The 21,128-nt window shown below is 75.0% G+C and carries 17 protein-coding genes; 13 read left to right on the forward strand and 4 right to left on the reverse strand.

All coding sequences use genetic code 11. The features are described 5' to 3' along the window. Positions 1–210 precede the first annotated feature (210 nt). The gene (locus ACIQ9P_RS12190) at positions 211–2,682 is read right to left on the reverse strand and encodes a SulP family inorganic anion transporter (RefSeq protein WP_402353757.1); all 2,472 of its coding nucleotides are present in this window, start codon (positions 2,680–2,682) and stop codon (positions 211–213) included. 510 nt (positions 2,683–3,192) lie between these two features. Beyond that, complete coding sequence (locus ACIQ9P_RS12195) at positions 3,193–4,182, reverse strand: ATP-binding protein (protein ID WP_402353760.1); 990 nt, start codon at positions 4,180–4,182, stop codon at positions 3,193–3,195. Positions 4,183–4,397: 215 nt separating this feature from the next. Here ACIQ9P_RS12195 and ACIQ9P_RS12200 point away from each other — a divergent pair, with 215 nt between their 5' ends. Beyond that, positions 4,398–5,312: an oxidoreductase gene (locus ACIQ9P_RS12200; protein ID WP_402353763.1), complete on the forward strand. Its 915-nt coding sequence runs from the start codon at positions 4,398–4,400 to the stop codon at positions 5,310–5,312. Positions 5,313–5,819: 507 nt separating this feature from the next. Here ACIQ9P_RS12200 and ACIQ9P_RS12205 read toward each other — a convergent pair. Then, positions 5,820–6,596 carry an HAD family hydrolase gene (locus tag ACIQ9P_RS12205; protein WP_402353929.1) on the reverse strand — a complete coding sequence of 259 codons (777 nt, stop codon included), beginning with the start codon at positions 6,594–6,596 and terminating at the stop codon, positions 5,820–5,822. An 894-nt stretch (positions 6,597–7,490) separates the two neighbouring features. Here ACIQ9P_RS12205 and ssd point away from each other — a divergent pair. The 7 genes from ssd (at position 7,491) to ACIQ9P_RS12240 (ending at position 13,694) form a co-directional block, all read left to right on the forward strand. Beyond that, on the forward strand, positions 7,491–8,612 hold the full coding sequence (gene ssd, locus ACIQ9P_RS12210; protein ID WP_402353766.1) for a septum site-determining protein Ssd: 1,122 nt from the start codon (positions 7,491–7,493) through the stop codon (positions 8,610–8,612). After that, positions 8,612–10,036, forward strand: coding sequence for a TadA family conjugal transfer-associated ATPase (locus ACIQ9P_RS12215; protein WP_402353769.1), 1,425 nt, complete (start codon positions 8,612–8,614; stop codon positions 10,034–10,036). The genes ssd and ACIQ9P_RS12215 overlap by 1 nt, the downstream gene beginning before the upstream one ends. A gap of 225 nt (positions 10,037–10,261) precedes the next feature. Then, complete coding sequence (locus ACIQ9P_RS12220; RefSeq protein WP_402353771.1) at positions 10,262–11,392, forward strand: type II secretion system F family protein; 1,131 nt, start codon at positions 10,262–10,264, stop codon at positions 11,390–11,392. A 110-nt stretch (positions 11,393–11,502) separates the two neighbouring features. Further along, a complete protein-coding gene (locus tag ACIQ9P_RS12225; protein ID WP_402353774.1) occupies positions 11,503–12,327 on the forward strand; it encodes a type II secretion system F family protein in 825 nt (274 codons plus the stop codon). A 353-nt stretch (positions 12,328–12,680) separates the two neighbouring features. Next, on the forward strand, positions 12,681–12,815 hold the full coding sequence (locus tag ACIQ9P_RS12230) for a DUF4244 domain-containing protein (protein WP_402353777.1): 135 nt from the start codon (positions 12,681–12,683) through the stop codon (positions 12,813–12,815). Next, entirely contained in the window at positions 12,805–13,260 is a 456-nt protein-coding gene (locus tag ACIQ9P_RS12235) for a TadE family type IV pilus minor pilin (RefSeq protein WP_402353780.1), read from the forward strand. Before ACIQ9P_RS12230 ends, ACIQ9P_RS12235 begins: the two co-directional genes overlap by 11 nt. Then, positions 13,248–13,694, forward strand: a complete 447-nt coding sequence (locus ACIQ9P_RS12240; protein ID WP_402353785.1) for an Rv3654c family TadE-like protein — start codon at positions 13,248–13,250, stop codon at positions 13,692–13,694. The genes ACIQ9P_RS12235 and ACIQ9P_RS12240 overlap by 13 nt, the downstream gene beginning before the upstream one ends. Before the next feature lie 54 nt (positions 13,695–13,748). Here the strand turns inward: ACIQ9P_RS12240 and ACIQ9P_RS12245 are convergent, their stop codons facing one another. Beyond that, the gene (locus ACIQ9P_RS12245) at positions 13,749–16,256 is read right to left on the reverse strand and encodes a DEAD/DEAH box helicase (protein ID WP_402353788.1); all 2,508 of its coding nucleotides are present in this window, start codon (positions 16,254–16,256) and stop codon (positions 13,749–13,751) included. Positions 16,257–16,477: 221 nt separating this feature from the next. Between ACIQ9P_RS12245 and bldG the strand changes: the two genes are divergently transcribed. From bldG to ACIQ9P_RS12270, 5 genes are all read left to right on the forward strand, one after another. Further along, positions 16,478–16,819 (forward strand): anti-sigma factor antagonist BldG, encoded by a 342-nt coding sequence (gene bldG, locus ACIQ9P_RS12250; protein WP_030392670.1) that lies wholly within the window; start codon positions 16,478–16,480, stop codon positions 16,817–16,819. 183 nt (positions 16,820–17,002) lie between these two features. Then, on the forward strand, positions 17,003–17,419 hold the full coding sequence (locus ACIQ9P_RS12255) for an ATP-binding protein (RefSeq protein ID WP_402353792.1): 417 nt from the start codon (positions 17,003–17,005) through the stop codon (positions 17,417–17,419). Positions 17,420–17,661: 242 nt separating this feature from the next. Next, positions 17,662–18,375: a hypothetical protein gene (locus ACIQ9P_RS12260; protein WP_402353795.1), complete on the forward strand. Its 714-nt coding sequence runs from the start codon at positions 17,662–17,664 to the stop codon at positions 18,373–18,375. A 195-nt stretch (positions 18,376–18,570) separates the two neighbouring features. Beyond that, the gene (locus ACIQ9P_RS12265; protein ID WP_402353798.1) at positions 18,571–20,103 is read left to right on the forward strand and encodes a methyltransferase; all 1,533 of its coding nucleotides are present in this window, start codon (positions 18,571–18,573) and stop codon (positions 20,101–20,103) included. Between the two features lie 265 nt (positions 20,104–20,368). Continuing rightward, a complete protein-coding gene (locus ACIQ9P_RS12270; protein ID WP_402353801.1) occupies positions 20,369–20,839 on the forward strand; it encodes a DUF3592 domain-containing protein in 471 nt (156 codons plus the stop codon). The last annotated feature ends 289 nt before the right edge of the window (positions 20,840–21,128 follow it).

A 21,128-nucleotide genomic window follows, 5' to 3' on the forward strand; every position in this document is an offset into this window, starting at 1 on the left:
ATCGGGGTCGTTTCCCGTGCGTGGGGATTGTCCCGTGTGTCCCAGCGCACAGCTCACCAGGCGAAGAGGTCAGTTGACAAGAGGCTCTGGCTAATTGGTGTAGACCTTTGATCACGCATCGAACGGCAGCCCGAGGTCGGAGGGGTCTCGGACGGCTTGAGGAGGTGGGCCCGCGTCCTTGGCCCGCCCGGCCGGACGCGGGCCCGGCTCTCAGGCGGCCAGGCCGGGGCCGCCTCCGTCCCTGGCCGGATCCGCGGTGACGGTACCGGTGGTCGGAACCTGTTCGAATTCATTCACTCGTTCGGGCGTGTCGTGCTCTCCGTGCGGGGTGGACGACAGTGCTGCGGGCGCGGCGGTGGGTGCGGCCGCGGCCGCGACCGCGGATGCGGCGTCGGGCGCCGGCGTCAGCGCCTCGACCGGGCTGAACCGGCCGCTCTCCGGGTCGAGCACGTAGGTCTGCGCGGTGGCGAAGTCGAAGTACATCCCGACCAGCCGCAGGGTGCCCTCGGTGACCCGCCGCTCCACGGCCGGGTTGGCCATCAGTTGGTCCAGCTGCTGGACGACGTTGGTGATGCAGAGCTGCTCGGTCACATCGACCACCGGACGGCCGGTGAACTCCGCCGGGATCCGGCGCAGCCGGTCCAGCGAGCCCCGGCCGTTGCGCAGCCAGCGGGCCAGCGGGGTGGGCCGGCCGGGTTGCTCGTGCACCCCGTCCAGGAGCGCCTTCATCGCCCCGCAGCCCGAGTGCCCGCAGACGGTGATCGACCGCACCTCCAGCACCTCGACCGCGTACTGAACGGCCGCCGCCACCGAGTCGTCGGCCGCGCCCGGCTCGTGCGGCGCCGGTACCAGGTTGCCGACGTTGCGCACGGTGAAGAGGTCGCCCGGACCGCTGTTGGTGATCATGCTGGTGACCAGCCGGGAGTCCGCGCAGGTCAGGAACAGCTGGGAGGGCGTCTGCCCCTCCCGGGCCAGCCGGGCCAGTTCGGGCCGGACCAGCGGGGCGGTGTGGAGCTGGAACACCCGGACCCCGTCGAGCAGCCGGCCGTGCGGGTCCTCCTGCTGCTCGATGCAGTGGTGGCCGACCCAGGGCGTCCAGGCGCGGCAGCGGTGCGGGCCGGGGGAGCTTCCGGTGCGGACGGTGCCGTCCGGATCGAGCACCTCGTCGTCCTGGCGGCGGGTCACCATCGACACCCGTCCGCCGCCCCCCTGGTGGCCGGTGCGCCAGCTGTGCAGCGTCTCGTAGGCGGCGTGGTCCAGGAAGGAACCGTCGTGGACCACCGCGACCTCGACGCCGGCCGGGACACCGGCGAGTGCCCGGCTCAGCCGGGGCACGGCGGCGAAGGTCAGCGGGCCGTGCGTCTCCACGGTGAACGCGCCGTCGGGGCCGGCCAGCACGTCCACGTGGGCGCGGGTCAGCCGGTAGAGCGCGAGCAGCACGGCCGTCGCCGCTCCCAGCGCCACACCCGGCAGTACGCCGAACAGCAGCACGGCGACCACGGTGGTCAGGTAGACCGGGAACTCCCGGTGCCGGTGGACCTTCCGGATGTGCGCGAAGCTCACCATCTGCAGGCCGACGACCATCACCAGGGCGGCGAGCACGGCGAGCGGGATCCGGCGCAGTCCGCCGGTGAGGGCCAGCGCGGCGGCCAGCACCCACACTCCGTGCAGGACCGAGGACCAGCGGCTGCGGGCCCCGGCCCGGACGTTGGCGGTGCTGCGCACCGCGCCGCCGGCGATCGGCAGCCCGCCGACCAGCCCGCTGATCATGTTGGCCAGGCCCTGGCCGCGCAGCTCGCGGTCGAGGTCCCCGGAGCGGTGCGACATCCGGTCGACCGCGACGGCGGAGAGCAGCGATTCGACGCTCGCCACGGCGGTGACGGTCAGCACCGCGGCGAGGACGGCGAGGGGCGGGCCGTGCGGCAGGTCGGGGACGAGGTCGTGCGGCTGCCAGGCGGGCAGGTCGACCCGGGCGAGCCGCAGGTCCAGCGTGACCGCGAGCGCGGTGGCGGCGGCGACGGCGGCCAGCGGGCCGGGGACCTTGGTGAGCCGGGCGCCGAACTCGCCGAACCGGCCCGGGAGTCGGCCCAGCCGGGGCCAGCCGAGCAGTACCGCGGCGGTGACCGCGCCGATGGCCAGGGCGGACGGGTGCGGGGCCGCCAGCTGGCTCGGCAGGGCGAGCAGGTTGGCCAGGGCCGAACTCTGCGGGGATCCGCCGAGGACGACGTGCAGCTGCGCGATCGCGATGGCGAGGCCGACACCGGCCAGCATGCCGTGCATGATGGCGGGCGAGACGGCCAGTGCGGTACGGGCCACCCGCCTTACTCCCAGCAGGAGTTGGAGCAGGCCGGCGGCGAGTGTGATGGCGCAGGTCGCCTGCCAGCCGTACTGGGCGATCAGCCCGGCCGTGATCACGGTGAGGGCGGCGGAGGGGCCGCTCACCTGTAGCGGGGTGCCGCCGAACAGCCCGACCACGATGCCGCCGACGGCCGCGGCGGCGAGGCCCGCGGTGAGCGGGGCGCCGGTGGCCAGGGCGATGCCGAGGGAGAACGGCACGGCGATGAGGAAGACCACGAGGGAGGCCGAGAGGTCCTGCGCCCAGGAGGCGCGGGGACGTCGCCCCGGCGGGGCGTGGTCGGTGGTGTCGGAGGCGATGGGGGCGCTGGAGATGTCGAGGGTCATGGGTCTTCCCGTCTGTCCGGGGGAACGAACGCAGTCAGGTCCGGCGGTGAGTCCGGTCATGGGCTCGGTGGAGCGGATCGGCTGTCGTGGGTCGCGACGGTGTGGCGGGATGGTGCGGCCGGGCCGGGAGTGCGGGTGTCACCGGTCGGGCCTTGGACCATCGGGGCCCCGGCGGTCGCTCGGCGGGGCGCTGGGAGGAGCCAGGCCACGGCGAGGAGCGCCGGAACGGATGCGGAACATCAAGACTCGGTAAACCGAGGGTAATGAGAGCTTTGCACAGCGTCATCCGGAGCGACAGGCAATATCCACCTGATTCACCCCATTGGGTGGTGGTCGAACGGACGGGAATCTGCTGGTTGCGGCGCTGCGGCCGTGGCTGCCGTGCTGCTGCGGGCGGCACCGGCGCGGACGCGCGAGGGCCGCGGCCCCGTTGTGGGACCGCGGCCTGTGGTCGCTGTGGTGGTGCCGTGCGGCGGTGCTCCGCGTCGGCGCCGGGCGGTGCCGGTCCGGTCAGACGGCCGCGCCGGCCGCCGCGGGCTCGTTGCCGAGCACGAAGTCCGGGTCGACCTGGGTGGCGAGGTCGATCCCGACCTTGGCGTTCGCCCAGCTCTCGGCGTTGCGCAGGTGGAAGAGGACGGCCTGGTCGGTGTAGCGGCGCGGGTCCCGCAGGTCGTACGCGGCGTCCGCCACCGTCCTCAGCTCCTCCAGCACCGCGCGGTTGGCCGGTTCGAGGGCGCGCAGCGGCGGCTGGGCCCCCTGCTCCAGCCGGCGCACCCAGTCGGAGTGCCCGAAGGCGGTCAGCAGGTCCTCCCCGACCTCCCGGCGAAGGAAGTCCAGGTCGTCCTGGCTCTGCACCTTGTTGCCGACCACCCGCAGCCGGACACCGAAGTCCTGCGCGTAGTCCCGGTACTGGCGGTACACCGAGATGCCCTTGCGGGTGGGTTCGGCGACCAGGAAGGTGAGGTCGAAGCGGGTGAACAGGCCCGAGGCGAAGGAGTCGGAGCCCGCGGTCATGTCGGTCACCACGTACTCGTCCCGGCCGTCGACCAGGTGGTTGAGCAGCAGTTCGACCGCGCCGACCTTGGAGTGGTAGCAGGCGACGCCGAGGTCCTCCTCGGTGAACGCGCCGGTCGCCAGGAGCCGCACCGAACCCTCGTCGAGCGCGACCGGTCGGGCGCAGGCCGCGTAGACCGGGTTCTCCTCGACGATCCGGAGCAGCCGTGAGCCGCGCCCCGGCGGGGTGGTCTTGATCATTTCCTCGGCGGAGCGGATCAGCGGGTTGCCGCCGCGCAGGTACTCCTTGATGCCGGGCAGGTGGGCCCCGAGCGAGGGCAGGACGGCGCACTGGTCGTCCGTCAGCCCGAGGGCCGGGCCGAGGTGCTGGTTGATGTCGGCGTCGACGGCGAGGACCGGGCGGCCCGCGGCGGCCAGGTGGCGGATGAACAGTGAGGACAGCGTGGTCTTGCCGCTGCCGCCCTTGCCGACGAAGGCGATCTTCATCTTGGGACTCCGGCTCTCGCTCCTGGACCCGCCGCGTCCGCGGTCCGGGTCGCGGCGAGGTCGACGATCTCCCGAGTTGGAAATCGTTATCGTCTTCGACAGTCATGCTATCCGGGGTTTCGGGCCGTTTGCGGGAGGGAAGTGAGGATTGCCTCTAACGGGTGATGCGTGGTTGCTGTTCCGGCGGAGGCGTCCAGGTCATTACTCTCGGGTAGGTGAGCACTGGAACAGATCCCCTCGCCCCGCTGGCCCAGCTCCCCGGGGTGCCCGACGCGGTGGCCGAGGTGCGCAAGGCCGTCGACCGCCTCTACGGCCACCGGGTGATGCGCCGCCGCGCGGCCGAGGTCACCTCCGAGTCGGCCCTGCGCGGCGCCCGGGCCTCGGCGGCGCTGGCGGGCTCGGACTGGCCGCTGGAGGAGGTCCGCCGTCGCAGCGACTTCGGCGCCGACCCCGAGGCCCGCACGCTGGGCGCTTCCCTGCGGATCGCCGCCGAGGCGGGGCAGCTGCTGAGCGTCTGGCGGCACTCGCCGCTCCAGGTGCTGGCCCGGTTGCACCTGCTGGCGGTCGGCGACGCCGATCCCGTGGCGGGTCGGCCGAGGCAGGCCGGGGAGGGTGTCGAGGACCTGTTCCCGTTGGCGCTGAAGCCGGCCGAAGGGGTGGCGGCGGACGCGGCTCCGGGTGCCGTGACGGACGCGCCGGAAGGGCTCGTGCCGGCCCTGCCGACGGCGCCCGGCCCGGAGGAGGTCGCCGCCCGGCTGGACCAGCTGTCCCGGCTGCTGGTGGCCCGCGCCGAGGGCCAGGGCGTCGGGACGCCGGCCCTGGTGGTCTCCTCGGTGGTGCAGGGCGAACTCCTGGCGCTGCGGCCCTTCGGCTCGTACAACGGCCTGATCGCCCGCGCGGCCGGGCGGATCGTGCTGATCGCGGAGGGCCTCGACCCGAAGTCGATCTGCCCGGCCGAGGTGGGGCTCGTGGAGCTGGGGACGGACGCCTACCGGCGGGCGCTGGCCGGCTACCTGGCGGGGACGCCGGAGGGGCTGGCGGCCTGGATCACCCACTGCGGGCGGGCGCTGCGGCTCGGGGCCCGGGAGAGCACGGCGGTCTGCGAGGCGATGCAGCGCGGCATGGTCTGAGCGGGCCCGGTCGGCGCGCGGGCGCCGCGGGTGAGGTGCGCGCGGTGCGTGAGGTGGGGGCGTGTCGACCCCGGTCGGCGCTCCGACGGGTCGTGAACACAAGGATGCGGCGGCACCTGATCCTGCCGGGTGCCGCCGCTGGCACAGATGCCGGGTGACCATGCATGCACCGGAAAGTGCCGATCAGACGGGGATCCTGCCCGTTCGTCTGGTCCAGCGGCCCGACAGCGGGTCGGCTGCATGTGGGTGCTCGGTTATCTGTGCACACGGTCCGTGGGGCCTGAACTGCGTTGTCGGTTTGACCTCTTAAGGTCCTGACCGGGTCTCGCGGGCCGTGATTCCTTTGTATCGCGTTTCGGGCGAAAGGGGAACCCGAAATGAGAAGTCTTCGACTTTTGCCCGTTTTGTCCAAGGGTCCCGGTCCCGGTCCCGGTCCCGGTCCCGGTCCGGGGCCGGGGCCCGCGCGGCCGCGGCCCCGGCCACGACCGGGCCGGCGTCCCCGTGCGGTCAGGCCGAGGGGCGATGCCGCCGCCGGGTCGCGTACCAGACGACGCCGGCCGTCAGGAGCGCGGCGCCGACCGCCACCGCCGTCAGCACCGGGCGACTGGGCGCCGAGAACTCGGGGAGCCGTCGCCGGAGTTCCACCGGCCGGTCGAAGACCAGCACCGGCCACTCCCGCGCCAGCGCCTCCTTGCGCAGCGCCCGGTCGGGGTTGACCGCCGAGGGGTGGCCGACGGCCTCCAGCAGGGGCAGGTCCGTCGACGAGTCGCTGTAGGCGTAGCACTCGGCCAGGTCGTAGCCCTCGACCTCGGCCAACTCCCGGATGGCGGCGGCCTTGTTCTCGGCGTAGGCGTAGTACTCGATCTCGCCGGTGTAGCAGCCGTCCTCGATCTGCAGCCGGGTGGCGATCACGTGGTCCGCGCCGAGCAGTGCGCCGATCGGCTCGACCACCTCGGAGCCGGAGCTGCTGACGATGACCACGTCCCGGCCGGCCGCGTGGTGCTGCTCGATGAGCGAGGCGGCCTCGTCGTAGATGATCGGATCGATCAGGTTGTGCAGGGTCTCGGCGACGATCTCGCGGACCTGCTGCACGTTCCAGCCCCGGGTCAGCGCGGAGAGGTACTGCCGCATCTTCTCCATCTGGTCGTGGTCGGCGCCGCCCACCAGGAAGACGAACTGGGCGTACGCACTTCGCAGGACGGCCCGACGGTTGATCAGGCCGCCCTGGTAGAACGGACGGCTGAACGCCAAGGCACTCGACTTGGCGATGATCGTCTTGTCCAGGTCGAAGAAGGCCGCGGTCCGCGGGCCGGCCGGGCGCGGTCGCGCGGCCGCCGGACGGGCCGCGGACGGGCCGGAGCCGGTCTCTCCGGGCCGCGTGCCGGTCACGGCCGTCCCGTCGGCCCCGGAGGCCCCTTCGGTGCCGGCGGCGGCTGCGGCGGTGGAGTCCGGGGACTCGTCGGCGTACTCGTCGGCGTTCTCGGTGGTGTCCACGGGAACCGAGGATAGAGGGCTCCGCAAAACTGCCCGCCATTCGGCGTACTCGCGGGCGTGCGGGTTTGTGTTTCTGGCCGCTCGGGTACACCATGGAAGTCACGGATCGTTCGCGACCGTGCTAACCCGGTCCGGCTCCTCCCCCCCGAGTCGGGCCGTGGATAGACGACCCCCGCTCTCCCCCCCGGCGGGGGTCGTCGCACGTCCGGAGCCATTTTCAGGGCTCGGGCGGTGGGTCCGGCGGATCCGCCGGTTGGTCCGGGCGATCTCTACGGGGGGTGTCGGCCCGCTCGGGCATCTTGACGTTTTCGTCACTCTCCGTAGCGCTTTGGTCGTGTCCGGCTCCGAAGCCGCCGTCCCCGGGAATGGGGCCCGGACCTGCTCCGGGGAGCCCTCGGTGTGTGTGTCGCTATCGGGACCCGCCGGGTATGGCGGTTCATCTCCGTGAGCCCGATTAGTCAATTCTTTGTCCAATAGCCCCCCGTCCGGGTGAACGTTTTCTTCCACAGCCCCGAGTTGTCCACAGGGATTCGGAACCCCGGAGACGGAATCGGGATCACCGTCCAACGTGATGCCCGGCAGCGGTTGCCGGGCCCGAACCCGTGGGCCCCCGGCCGCCTGCCGGACCTTTCGTAGGTGTGCCCGGCCGCCGACGCGGCCGGGCACCGGGACAGGGGAGCCGACATGTCGAAGCCCATCACCGACCACGCCGCCACCGGCGGGCCCGAGCCCGCCCGGCCGCTCGTCCTCACCGGCAACGAGGCCCTGGCCGAGCACCTGCTGCGGATCTGCGCGGCGGCCGGCACCGAGCCGAGGCTGATCCGGGGCGCGCCGCCGCGCGAGCTCTGGGAGAGGGCCTCGCTGGTCCTGGTCGGCGACGACCGGGCCGGGCAGTGCGCCGCGATGCCCCGCAGACCGGGGGTGCTCCTGCTGGGGCTGGACCTCGACGACGCGGGCGTCTGGGTCAGGGCCGTCCAACTCGGCGCGGAACACGTGCTGTTCCTGCCGGACGCGGAGACCTGGCTGCTCGACCGGATCGCCGACGCCGTCGAAGGCGTCGGTCCGCCGGCCCGCACCGTCGCCGTCCTCGGCGGTCGGGGCGGCGCCGGTGCCTCCGTCCTGGCCTGCGCGCTCGCGGTCACCGCCGCCCGGCGGGGCCTGCGCACCGTCCTCGTCGACGGTGACCCGCTCGGTGGCGGGCTCGACATCCTGCTCGGGGGTGAGACGGCGGCGGGCCTGCGCTGGCCGGACCTCGCCGGTTCCCGGGGCCGGGTCAGCGGCGCCGAACTGGCCCGGGCGCTGCCCGCGCTCAAGCGGCTCGGCACGCTCGCCTGCCTGTCCTGGGACCGCGGCGACACCCCGGCGGTGCCGCCCGAGGCCATGCGCAGCGTCCTCGCCGCCGCGCGCCGGGGCGGCGGCCTGGTGGTGGTCGACGTGCCCCGGCGGCTGGACGCGGCGGCCGGGCAGGCCCTGGAGCAGTCCGACACGGCCCTGCTGGTGGTGCCGGCCGAGCTGAGGGCGGTGGCGGCCGCCGACCGGGTGGCCGGGTCCGTGCGGATGCGGATCGACGACGTGCGGGTGGTGGTGCGTCCACCGGGGCCGTTCGGACTCCCCGCTCACCGGATCGCCCGGGGGCTGCGGATGCAACTCGCCGGAGTGCTCGACCCGGAGCCGGGTCTGGCCGTCGACCTTGAGCAGGGGGTGCCGCCCGGCATCCGCGAGGGCGGGCCGCTCGCCCGGTTCTGCGGGGCCTTCCTCGACGAGGTGCTGCCGACGGTGCCGGCGGTCGAGGGAGGTGTGTACTGATGGTGCGACTGCGGAGGGCGGGCGGTGCCGGGGATTCCGGCGCCGGGCGACCGGGTGCCGACCGGGCCGGTGGAGCGGCGCCGGCCGGCGGACACGGGCCGGAGCACGGGAGCGGTGGTTCGCGCGAGCAGCGGGTGCTGCGGGGCCTGCCCGGCCCCGGCCTCGGTCACGGCCTCGGGAGCGGCCCGGCGGCGCGGCCGGGTCCGGAGCCGAACCCCTACGGGAGGACGGCGCGGGAGGAGCGCGCTGCCGCGCTGGTGGACGCCGTCCGCCTGCGGTTGGCCGAGTCCGGTGCCGTACCGACCGCCGGTTCGGTGGCGACCGCCCTGCGGGCCGCCCGGCCGCCGCTCGGTGGTGACGACACCCTCGACACGGTGCGCTCGCTCTGTGCCGAACTGGTGGGCGCGGGCCCGCTGGAGCGGCTGCTGGCGGCGCCCGACGTCACGGACGTCCTGGTCAACGGGCCGGACGAGATCTGGTTCGACCGGGGCGGCGGCCTGCGCCGGGCCACCGGCGTCCGGTTCGCCGACGCCGAGGCGGTCCGGCGGCTCGCCCACCGTCTCGCCACGGCCGCCGGGAGGCGGCTCGACGACGCGCGGCCCTGGGTGGACGCCCAACTGCCGGACGGCACGCGACTGCACGCCGTGCTGCCGCCGATCGCCGCCGGATGCACCCACATCTCGCTGCGGGTGTGCCGCTCCCGCCCCTTCACCGTCGACGAGCTGGTGACGGCCGGGGCGCTCCCGCCGCGTGGCGGCGAACTGCTGGCCGCCGTCGTGCGGGCCCGGCTCTCGCTGCTGGTGAGCGGTGGGACCGGCAGTGGGAAGACCACGGTCCTCGCGGCGTTGCTCGGGCTGGTCGGTCCGGAGGAGCGGATCGTCGTGGCCGAGGACTCCGCCGAACTGCGGCCGGACCACCCGCACGTGGTCCGGCTCCAAAGCAGGCCGCCCAACCAGGAGGGACTGGGCGAGCTCACCCTGCGGGACCTCGTCCGCCAGGCGTTGCGGATGCGTCCGGACCGGCTGGTGATCGGCGAGGTGCGCGGAGCCGAGGTGGCCGACCTGCTGGCCGCCCTCAACACCGGTCACGAGGGCGGTGCGGGGACGGTCCACGCCAATACGGCGGCCGACGTACCGGTCCGACTGGAGGCGCTCGGTTCTCTGTCGGGGATGGACCGGCCGGCCCTGCACAGCCAGCTCCGGGCCGCTCTCGACCTGGTGGTGCACCTGGTGCGGGAACCGGGAACCGGGCGACGCCGGGTCGCCGAGATCCACACCCTGGGTGGTGACCGGCACGGGCTCGCCGTCACCACCGCCGCCGTGACGTTCACGGCGGACGGCGGCACGGTGGCGGGGCCCGGCTGGCCCCGGCTCGGCCGACTGCTCGCCGCTCGTGGGGTCGTCCTCGTGGACGGACCGCCGTGACGGCGGGTCCGGTGGAGGGGGCGTTCCTGCTGCTGCTGTGCGGCTGCGCGGTGGGTGCGTCGCTGCTCCTCGGGCCGGGGAGCGGGCGGAGGGGTCGGCGGGATCGGAGGGGTCGAAGGACGGTGGGTGGCGGTCGGCGGCGCTGCGGAGGTCGGCCCGGTGGGTGGCCCGGCAGCCGGTGCGGCAGCCGGTGCGGTGGTCGGTACGAGGAGGGAGGCAAGGGTCTTGGGACTGTACGAGATGGCGCTCTGGTGGCTGGTGCTGGCCGTGGCCGCGGCGGTGGGGTGGTGCCGCCTGCAGCGGCGGGTGGTGGGTGTTCGTCGGGCCGATGCGGTGCTGACCGCGCCCGCGACCGCAGGCGCGGGCGGCTCCGGCGGGTGCGAGGGCGAGGAGGAGGGCTGTGCCGGGGCGCGACCGGTGGCAGCGGTCGTGCGGTGGTCGGGCGCTCCTTGGCGGGCCGTCCGACGGGCGCCGGAACTGCTGCTCGTCCCGGGTGGGTTGGCGGCGGGGTGGGCGACGGCGTCGCCCGTCCCGGTCCTGGCGGCGCTCCCGGCCGTCCTGCCGGCGCGCAGGTGGCGGTCGCGCCGTGCCGCAGCGGCCGAGGCGCGCCACCGGTCGGCCGCCGTTGTGGAGCTGTGCGCCGGACTGGCGGGCGAGTTGCGCGGCGGGGCGACACCCGAGCAGGCGCTCCACCTGGTGACCACGAGGATCGCGGGCGACCGGGTGGAGCTGGAGCGGATCGGTGCCGAACCGGTCGCCAGACTCGCGGCCGGCCGGTACGGCGCGGATGTGCCGGCGGCGTTCCGCCTGCTCGCGGAACGGCCGGGCGGGAGCGGGGCGGCAGCGGTGGCCGCCTGCTGGGAGGTCGCCTCCGCCGGGGGGTCGGGTTTGGCGGCCGGACTCGACGGAGTGGCGGAGGCGCTGCGCGTCGAGCGGGCGCTGGCGGAGGAGATCGCCGCCGAACTCGCGGCGCCGCGCGCCACGATCGCGGTGCTGGCGGCCCTGCCGCTGGCGGGTCTGCTGCTCGGCGCGGCACTCGGCGCCCGACCGCTGGAGGTGCTGCTCCACACGCCCGCCGGGCTGGCCTCGCTGGTGGTGGGCGCGGCCCTGGAGGGGCTGGGCCTGGTCTGGACGGCCCGCATCGTCCGGGCGGCTGCCCAAGGGGCGCTGGCGGCGGCCCCGATCCCTGAGCCGGGTCGGAGGCCGGGCGAGGCGCCGGGCGGGGACGGCGTCGGTGGTGGAGACGCCGCCGGGCCCGAGGAGTGGCGCTGCGGGATCACCCGCACCCGGGTCCGTACCCGCTCCGGCCCCGCGCGGCCGAGCGGGGCGTTCCGACGGGAGGTACTGCCGTGGTGACCCGGGCGATGGGCCACGCGTGCGTGGCGTCGCCGGGGCCCGGGGCCGTCGGCGGGAGCGGGCGCGGCGGTGGGCGCGCGGGAGTGGGTCGGTCGGGAGGAGGGACGCGGATGGACTGGGTGACGGCGGGCGCGGCGCGGTCGGTGGGCTGCGTGGTGGTGCTGGTGGGAGCGGCAGCCGGGGGCCGGGCCCGGCGACGGTGGCGTGCGCGTCGGAGGGCGGCCGCCCTGCTCGGTGACGAGAGGCCGTCGCGTCGAGGGCGGGTCGGCGGGCGGAGGCCGCGGCGCCGGCCGACGGCACGGGGGAGTCCGGTCCTGCCGGGGTGGCTCCGGCGGGCGGCGAAGGCGCTGGTCACCGGGCTCGGCGCGGCGGTCTTCCTCGGCGGCACGGCGGGGCTGGTGGCGGGTGGACTCCTGACGGTCGGCCTCTACCGGTGGCTGCCCCGGGCGAGGTCGCCGACGGAGCGGCGGGCCGAACTGGACGGGGCGAGGCTGGTACGGCAGTTGCCGCTCACCGCCGAACTGCTGGCGGCCTGTCTCGGTTCGGCCGCCTCGCCGGCGGAGGCCGTCGCGGCGGTGGGTCGGAGCGTCGGTGCCCCGATGGGGCCCCGGTTGCTGTCCACGGCGGCCGAACTCGCCCTGGGAGCACCCCCGGAGCTCTGCTGGCAGCGGCTCGGGAAGGAGCACCCGCCGCTGGCGCCGCTGGCCAGGTGCCTGGTCCGGACGAGTCTGAGCGGGGCCCCGGCGGCGACGGCGCTCGCCGGGCTGGCGAGCGGCCAACGGGCGGAGGCCGTCCGGGCGGCGCACGCCCGGGTCCGGCGGGCGGGAGTGCTCGCGACGGCGCCGCTCGGGCTGTGCTTCCTCCCGGCGTTCGTCCTGATCGGTGTCGCGCCGGTGGTGGTGGGGCTCACCACACGTTTCTCGCAGTCGATGTGACGCATCGCCCGACGGCCCGACGGCCCGACGGTCCGCCGATCGGTCGGTGGTGGGTGGTCGGCGGTGCGGCGGTCTCTTGTCGGATTCGAAGCAAGGAGTAGTTCATGAACCTGGTGATCAGCCCCGTGGCGGTGGCGGGTGCGGGGCGCAGGGCGGTGGCCGTGGCTGCGGGCCGTGGTGGTGTGCGTCCGCCCGGGAGGTCGACGGGCCGGAACCGGCGTCCGGCGGCGCGCCCGGTCCGGCTCGTGGTTCCGCACCTGGTCCCGCACCCTGTCCGGCGCGCGGTCCTGGATCCCGTCCGGCGTGCGGTTCGGCGTCGGGGCCGGATCGGGCCGGGCGGTCCGGACGCGGGAATGACCACGTCGGAGTACGCGGTCGGCACGCTCGCGGCGTGTGCCGTGGCGGCCGCGCTCTACAAGGTGGCGACCAGCACGGCGGTGATGGAGGCGTTGCAGGCCGCTCTGGACCGTGCGCTCCATGCGACCTGACCCCCCGTCGAGGTCGCCCCTCGGGCCCGGGCCGCCCGGGCCACCGGGGCCACCGGGGCGGCGACGGCGCGGCGACGCCGGGTTCGTCACCGCCGAGACCGCCGTCGCGCTGCCGGCGCTGGTGCTGCTGGCCGCGCTACTGGTCTGGGCCGTTCTCGCGGCGGCCGCCCAACTCCGCTGTGTCGACGCGGCACGAGTGGGAGCCAGGGCGGCCGCGCGCGGGGAGGCCGATGCCGCCGGAGTGGCGCGGGCGGCCGCGCCGCCCGGGGCGGCGGTGCTCGTCGACCTGGAGCCCGACACCGTTCGGGTCACCGTGGACGCGCCGTACGGGGCACCGGGGCGGTTCGCGGAGGTGCTCGCGGTGCGGGTGAGCGCCACGGCGGTAGCGGCCAGGGAGGACACCCTGCGAGGAGCGGAGGGAGGCGGTGCGGCGTGGGCGGGGTGAGGTCCCGGCGGCGGGACACCGGTTCGGCGACGGTCTGGCTGCTCGCGGGTGTGCTGGTCGGCTGTGTGGCGTTCACCGCCGCGCTCGCGCTGGGCGTGGTGCTCGCCGCCCGCCACCGCGCGGAGTCCGCCGCGGACCTGGCCGCGCTGGCGGCGGCCGACCGGCTGTTGGTGGACGCGGACGGGGGCTGCGGCCGGGCGAGGGCGGTGGCGGCGGCGCAGGCGGCCGCCGTGGTCTCCTGCGCGGCCGACCTCGCGGCGGACGCCGTGGAGGTGGTGGCGGAGGTGCCGGTCACGGGGCTGCCGCTGCGGCTACCGGTCGGCCCGGCGCGGGCCCGGGCCCGCGCCGGACCGCTCCGGGCCGCGGTCCCGCCGACGGACGAGGACGCGCGGGCGGCCCTGGGCGAGGCCGGTACGGCCGGGGGCGGCCCGTGAGCCCCCGGCCGGGTGGCCGCCCGTCGGGCCCGCCGGGGCAGGCCGATCGGCCGGTCAGCCTGCGGATCGGTCGGTGGATCCCTCGGTGGCCTCGCCCATCTCCCCCGAACCGGAGGCTTCCGCGTCCGCCTCCTCCGGGACCTCGGGGTCCTCCGTGGCCCCGAGGCCCTCCGGATACCCCGCGGCCTCCATGTCCCCGGCCTCCACGCTCCCAGCCTCCACGCCCCCGGCCTCCGCCGCCCCGGAGGGGTCGGGAACGCCGGCGAGCAGGATGTCCAGCAGCCGGACGGCCGCCGCCTTGTCCAGCGGGTCGTTGCCGTTGCCGCACTTGGGCGACTGGACGCAGGACGGGCAGCCGCGCTCGCACTCGCAGGCGGCGATCGCCTCCCGGGTGGCGGTGAGCCATTGCACGGCCCGGCGGAAGCCGCGTTCGGCGAAGCCGGCCCCGCCCGGGTGGCCGTCGTAGACGAACACCGTGGGCAGCCCGGTGTCGGGGTGCAGCGGCACCGAGACGCCACCGATGTCCCAGCGGTCGCAGGTGGCGAAGAGCGGGAGCAGGCCGATCGAGGCGTGCTCGGCGGCGTGGGCGGCGCCGGGCAGTTGGTCGGGCGGGATGTCCGCGTCGATCAGCTGGTCCTCGGTGACGGACCACCAGACGGCCCGGGTGCGCAGGGTGCGGGGCGGCAGGTCGAGCTTGCTCTCGCCCATGATCTCTCCGGTGGAGATCCGCTTGCGGAGGTAGCCGACCACCTGGTTGACCACCTCCACCGAACCGAAGCAGAGCCGGCCCTCGCCCCAGTCGACGGTGGTGTCGGTGGAGAGGACGGAGATGGAGGTGATGTCCCTGGCGGCGGTCGTGTAGGGCGGATCGGCGGGTTCGACCAGGGCGATCGAGTTGTCCAGGTCGAAGTCCCGGACCAGGTAGGTGCGGCCCCGGTGGAGGTGGACGGCCCCGGTGTGCACGGTGGTGTGGGCGGCGGAGGCGTCCACGGTGCCGAGCAGTCGGCCGGTCGGCGCCTCGACGATCTGCACCGGGTTTCCGCCGCTGCCCCGCAGGTCGACGGCGTCGGCGGCCCGCTCGCGGCGGGTCCAGTACCAGGCGTCGCCGCGCCGGCGGAGCAGCCCGCGGCGCTCCAGGACCGGCAGCAGCGGAGCGGCCGAGGGGCCGAACAGCTCCAGGTCGGCATCGGTGAGCGGCAGCTCGGCGGCGGCGGCGCACAGGTGCGGAGCGAGCACGTGCGGGTTGTCCGGATCCAGCACGGTCGCCTCGACCGGGGTGGCGAACAGGGCCTCCGGGTGGTGCACCAGATAGGTGTCCAGCGGGTCGTCCCGGGCGATCAGGACGGCCAGCGCGCCCTGGGCCTCCCGCCCCGCCCGGCCGGCCTGCTGCCAGAGCGAGGCCCGGGTGCCCGGGTATCCGGCCATCAGGACGGCGTCCAGACCGGAGATGTCGACCCCGAGTTCGAGGGCGGAGGTGGAGGCGAGGCCGAGCAGCCGGCCGGAGTGCAGTTCACGCTCCAGGGTCCGCCGCTCGTCGGCGAGGTAGCCACCGCGGTAGGCGGCGACCCGGTCGGCGAGCGGGCGGCCCAGCTGGTCCTGGGTCTGGAGCGCGACGAGTTCGGCGGCGCGGCGGGAGCGGACGAAGACGACGGTGCGGGTCTCCCGTTCGACCAGGTCGGTGAGCAGATGGGCGGCCTCGGCGGTGGCGGTCCGGCGGACCGGCGCGCCCTGCTCGCCGACGTTCTCGGTGAGCGGCGGTTCCCACAGCCCGAAGACCATCGGGCCGCGCGGGGAGGCGTCCTCGGTGACCGCCGCGGCGGGCAGGCCGGTCAGCCGGCGGGCGGTGACGGCCGGGTCGGCGGTGGTGGCGGAGGCGAGCAGGAAGACGGGGGAGGAGCCGTACCGGGCACAGATCCGCCGCAGGCGCCGCAGCACCTGCGCCACGTGGGAGCCGAACACGCCGCGGTAGCTGTGGCACTCGTCGACCACGACGTAGCGGAGCGTCTTCAGGAAGGAGGACCAGCGGGCGTGCGCGGGCAGGATGCCCCGGTGCAGCATGTCCGGATTGGTGAGGACGTAGGAGGCGTACTGGCGGACCCACTCGCGTTCCTCGGGCGGGGTGTCGCCGTCGTAGAGGGCGGCCCGGACCCGGGGCGGGGCGAGTTCGGCGGCCCGGCGGCGCTGGTCGGCGGCGAGTGCCTTGGTGGGGGCGAGGTAGAGCGCGGTCGCCCCCCGGCCGTTGCGCGCCTCGGTGCCGTCCAGCAGGTCGGACAGCACCGGCGCCAGGTACCCGAGCGACTTGCCCGAGGCGGTTCCTGTGGCGATCACCACAGATTGACCGGATTTGGCCAGATTCATCGCCTCGGCCTGGTGGGCCCAGGGTTGCCGGACGCCCAGGTCCTGGGCGGACGAGACGATCTCGGGCCGGATCCACTCGGGCCACGGTGCATAACGGGCGGGCCGGGCGGGAAGGTGCTCCGTATGGGTGAGCCGGTCCGACCGCCCCCGGGCGGTGGACAGGCTCATGAGCAGTGCCTCGGGCAGGCTGTGACGCGGCGGCATGAGGACCCAGTGTGTCACCGGCGTGACGGAGAATCGTCCTAAGCCATCGTGCGGTCATGGTCGCAAGTGGTTGAATGTGGCGGTGACGGCCGTACGGCCGGGGGTCGCAGCGCTGAGGCTTGCCACGCATTCGCTGGTGTGCCCGGGGTTCGCGACCATGCGGTGACGGCCGTCCGGCCGAGGATCGCAATGACGTAGCAAGGCAAGGTGCTGGAGGTTCCGTGGACCTGTCCCTGTCGACCCGTACAGTCGGCGACCGCACGGTCGTCGAGGTTGGCGGCGAGATCGATGTGTACACCGCCCCCAAGCTGCGCGAGCAGCTGGTCGAGCTCGTCAACGACGGCAGCTACCACCTCGTCGTCGACATGGAGGGCGTGGACTTCCTGGACTCCACCGGCCTCGGTGTGCTGGTGGGCGGGCTGAAGCGGGTGCGTGCCCACGAGGGCTCGCTGCGCCTGGTGTGCAACCAGGAGCGCATTCTGAAGATCTTCCGGATCACCGGTCTGACCAAGGTGTTCCCGATCCACACCTCGGTCGAGGACGCGGTCCAGGCGACCGACTGATCAGTCGACCCGATCGACCGGACCGGGCCGGTCCTCCGTGACCGGCCCGTCCGATCTTCATGCGTCCGGGCGCCGGGGCCGTGTGGCCCCGGTCCGTCCGGTCGTCCCGGGTCGGTCGTTGCCGGCCCGCAGCGACCGGGGCCGTAGGTCCGGCCTCGGTCGGAGCACCCCGAGGGGGAAGACATGGCAACCGTCGAACTTCGATTCAGCGCGCTCCCCGAGCACGTGCGGACGGCCCGGCTGGTGGCTGCGGCAGTGGCCAGACGGGCAGGGGTCGACGAGTCGGTGCTCGACGAGGTGCGCCTCGCCGTCGGCGAGGCGTGCTCGCGCGCGGTCGGCCTGCACCAGCGCGGCGGCGTGACGGGAGCGGTTCGCGTCGCTCTGGTCGACCAGGAGAAGCGTTTCCTCATCGAGGTCGAGGACGAAGCCGGCCTCGACACCGTCCCGGCCTCCGCGGCCGACGGTGGCGACCCGGACGAGGACACCCTCGGCCTCGCCGTGCTCACCGGTCTGGTGGAGGACCTCGAGGTCACCAGCGGTGCCGGCGGCGGTCTGATCCGGATGAGCTGGCCGGTCCCGGCGGACGCGCTCGCCGTCTGAAGCGCGGCGGGCCGGCGAGCGAGCAAGCCGGTCGGCGGGCAATGACCCGTGACCGATGGCCCGTGACCGCTGTTTCGTGACCGCTGTTTCGTGACCGGTGGTCCGAACACCTCCGGGTACGCCGGAGCCGGTGGGCGGACGAGCGGGTTCGAGCGGGACAGCGGGTCCTGGCGGGGAGCGGGGGTCGAGCGGCGGCCGTGTAGGTTCGCAGTTCGACGACCGCAACCGAAAGGGCTCTCCCGGTGAACAAGCGACTGCTGGCCGTACCCGCGCTCGGGGCGCTGCTCGCGTTCGGCGCCGTCGGCTGCGGCGACGACAACAGCAAGCAGCTGGAGTCCTGGGCGGCGAACGTGTGCGGCGCGGCCAAGGACCCGATCGCCCAGGCGCAGACCGCCCTGGCGGACACCGGCCAGGTGAAGACCGGAGAGGCCCCCGCGGACCTCCAGAAGCGACTCTCGGCGGACATCGGCCGACTCGCGAAGACCAACCAGGACATCGCCGCCGCCATCGACGGCGCCGGCGCGCCCAAGGTCGACGAGGGCGCCGGCCTGCAGAAGGACACCGTCACCGAGCTCACCAAGGCGGCCGACGGTTACCTGGAGGTCCAGAAGAAGCTGGACGCGCTCCCCAACGCCGACCAGGCGAAGTTCGCCGACGGGCTGCGCAGCGTGGCCGACCAGGTGCAGCAGCTGGCCTCGCTCTCCACGCAGGCGCAGGGCAAGCTCCAGCGCGGTGACCTGGGTTCGGCGATGGCCAAGCAGGAGGGGTGCAAGCCGGGTTCGGCCGCGGCCGCTCCGACGTCCCCGGCGACCGGTGGCGCGGCGACGGACAGCCCGTCGGACGGGGCCACGGGCGCGCCCGCGGACGGCACGGCCGGCGGTGCGAGCCCGGCGGCGGGCGGTGCCTCCGGCACCCAGGCGCCGTCGGCTCCGGCCCCCACCGCCTCGGCGAGCTGATCCCGCGCCGACCCGAGGTCGCCCGCTTCGACCCACCGCACGACCGCACGCAACCCCGCCCGCCCGCACGCGATCCCGCACGCCCGCCCACGCGGTCCCGACCCGGCCCGCCCGACGCACACCCCCTCGGCCATCGGCCGCGGGGGCGGCGGTGCTGGGGACCGGAGAGTCGTGCGGGCGGGGGACAATGACGGGGTGATCAGTAGCCCCGTTCTCGACCCGACCCGCCTCGCCAGACTGCGCGAGGCGCTGCTCGCCGCCTCGTACACCGCCGACGGCTGCCTGGACCTGCTCGGGCCCACCGGGTACGCGGCGCTGGCCCGCAGCGAAGCCGTGCCCGCACTGCGGGCGACCCGTGGCGGCAGCCCGCTGGAGACCCTGGTGCGGCTCTTCCTGTTGCAGCAGCCCGTGCCCTACCGGGCGGCCGCCGCCGCGCTGCCGGTGGAGGAGTGCCTGGCCGACGGCTGGCTGCGCCCGGACGGCGACTCGGTACGCGCCACCGTGGACGTCCGGCCCTATGCGAACGAGGTCGCCGGGCTGCCGAGTTCGGACGCCTGGGTGGTCTCCGACCTGGGCTGCGCGGTCGGCGGCGCGGGCGGGATCGGCTCCGGGGAGACCGCGCACGGCGTGGCCCGCAAGGACCTCGTGCTCGGGGTGGGCGGCGCGTCCACGACCCTGGCCAACATCACGGTGCGCCGACCGGTCCGCTCGGTGCTGGACCTCGGTTCCGGCTCGGGCGTGCAGGCGCTGCACGCCGCCCGGCACGCCCAGCGGGTGACCGCCACCGACCTCAACGCGCGGGCGCTGCGCTTCACCGAGCTGACCCTGGCGCTGTCCGGTTTCGACAATACGGAGACCGTCGCCGGCAGCCTCTTCGAGCCGGTGGGGGAGCGGCGGTTCGACCTGATCGTCTCCAACCCGCCGTTCGTGATCTCGCCGGGCGGACGGTTCACCTACCGGGACGGCGGGATGGCCGGCGACGAGCTGTGCCGCAGCCTGGTCCGCTCGGCCGCCGACCACCTGGAGCCGGGCGGGCACTGCCAGCTGCTGGCCAACTGGCAGCACGTCAAGGGCGAGGACTGGCAGGACCGGCTGGCCGGCTGGGTGGCCGGGACCGGGTTGGACGCCTGGATCGTCCAGCGCGAGGTGCAGGACGTGGCCCAGTACGCGGAGCTGTGGCTGCGCGACGGCGGCGACCACCGCGGCGCCGGCGGCGACTACCAGGCCCGGTACGCGGAGTGGCTGGACGCTTTCGAGGCCGGCCGGGTCGAGGGCATCGGATTTGGCTGGATCACCCTGCGCGCGAGCGGGGCCGAACGCCCCACCGTCCGGGTGGAGGAGTGGCCGCACCCGGTGGAGCAGCCGCTCGGCCCGCACATCGAGGAGTGGTTCGACCGGCAGGACTTCCTGCGCACCCACGACGACGCGGGCCTGCTGGCGGCGCGGTACGTGCTGGCCGACGAGGTGGTCCAGGAGCAGGTGGGCGCCCCGGGGGCGGAGGACCCGGAGCACGTGGTGCTGCGCCACAACCGCGGGATGCGGCGGGCGACCAAGGTGGACACGGTGGGCGCGGGCTTCGTCGGTGTCTGCGACGGGACGCTGTCGGCGGGCGAGATCGTCGACGCGATCGCGCAGCTGCTGGGCGAGGACCGGGTGGTGCTGCGCGACCGGGTGCCGGAGTCGCTGCGGCTGCTCACCGAGGAGGGGTTCATCAACCCCGCGTCCTGACCGCGGAAGGCCGGGCCGGGCGTGGGGCGCGCCCGTGCCCGGGCATCGGCATGCCCCGACGCCGCAGCTCCCACCGTCGAAGCCCCTGCACCGGGGCCCCGCACCGGGGCCGTCCGCCGGGGGTTGCGGCCGCCCGTCGACGGCATCCGGTTCACCCCACTGTTTCCCCCGGTTCGCCGGGTGGTCGTCGAACATCTCCCCCTCGTTGGTGCGGGACTGTGAGGCTCTGTCCACAGGCTGTGGACAAGGCTGGGGGCGGACCGGGGTGGAAACGACGACGGCGACGGCGGGGGGCGTGATGTTCGCCCTCTTCGGCGGCGCACTCCTGCTCTGGTGCGCCGCCGAAGCACGTGTGCGCCACCGGATCCGGCGGCGGGGGTTGCCGGCGGTCGCCACCGTGGTCGCCGAGTCCGACGTGCACGGGGCGCTCGACAGCGCGCCCCTGCTCTCCTTCGTCACCCGCCCGGTGTCCGGCGCCAGGATCGGGGGCGTGCCGGGTGTCGAGGCCGGTGAGCTGGTGCTGACCCGGCCCCGGGGCCACACCCCGCTGCGTCGCCCGGCCCACCTGGTGCCGGGCGGTTCGGTACGGATCGCCTACGATCCAAGCCGCCCCGGCCGCGCGGTGCTGGCGGCGGAGGAGGCCGGTCCCCGGGCGCTGGTCGCCGACCTGCTGTGGACGGCGCTCGGCCTGGGCTGCCTGGCCGCCGGGGCGGTCCTGCTCCTCGCCGCGGCCTAGGACTCTCCCCCTCGGATCCTGTCGCGCGGTCCCCGGCGGCCCGCGGCGGTCCCCTGCGGTCCCCGGCGCGCCCGAGGGCCGCCAACACCTACCACCCGCGGCGCCCGGGTGCACCCGTATTCCGTTGACAGATTTTGAAATCCGTCATTCCATCCTTCGAAACCCGCCGAAGCCCCCCTCCGCAGGGCGCGATCCGTCGTCGTCGGGTTACCGTTCGAGTGGCGTCGGTCGGCCTTGCCGGTGAAATCGCGGGAACCGTCCGTTTGACAAGGGTGGCCGGGGTACGGTC

Origin of the sequence: Kitasatospora sp. NPDC094019 (assembly GCF_044764505.1) — a bacterium.
In the GTDB taxonomy this organism is placed as follows: domain Bacteria; phylum Actinomycetota; class Actinomycetes; order Streptomycetales; family Streptomycetaceae; genus Kitasatospora.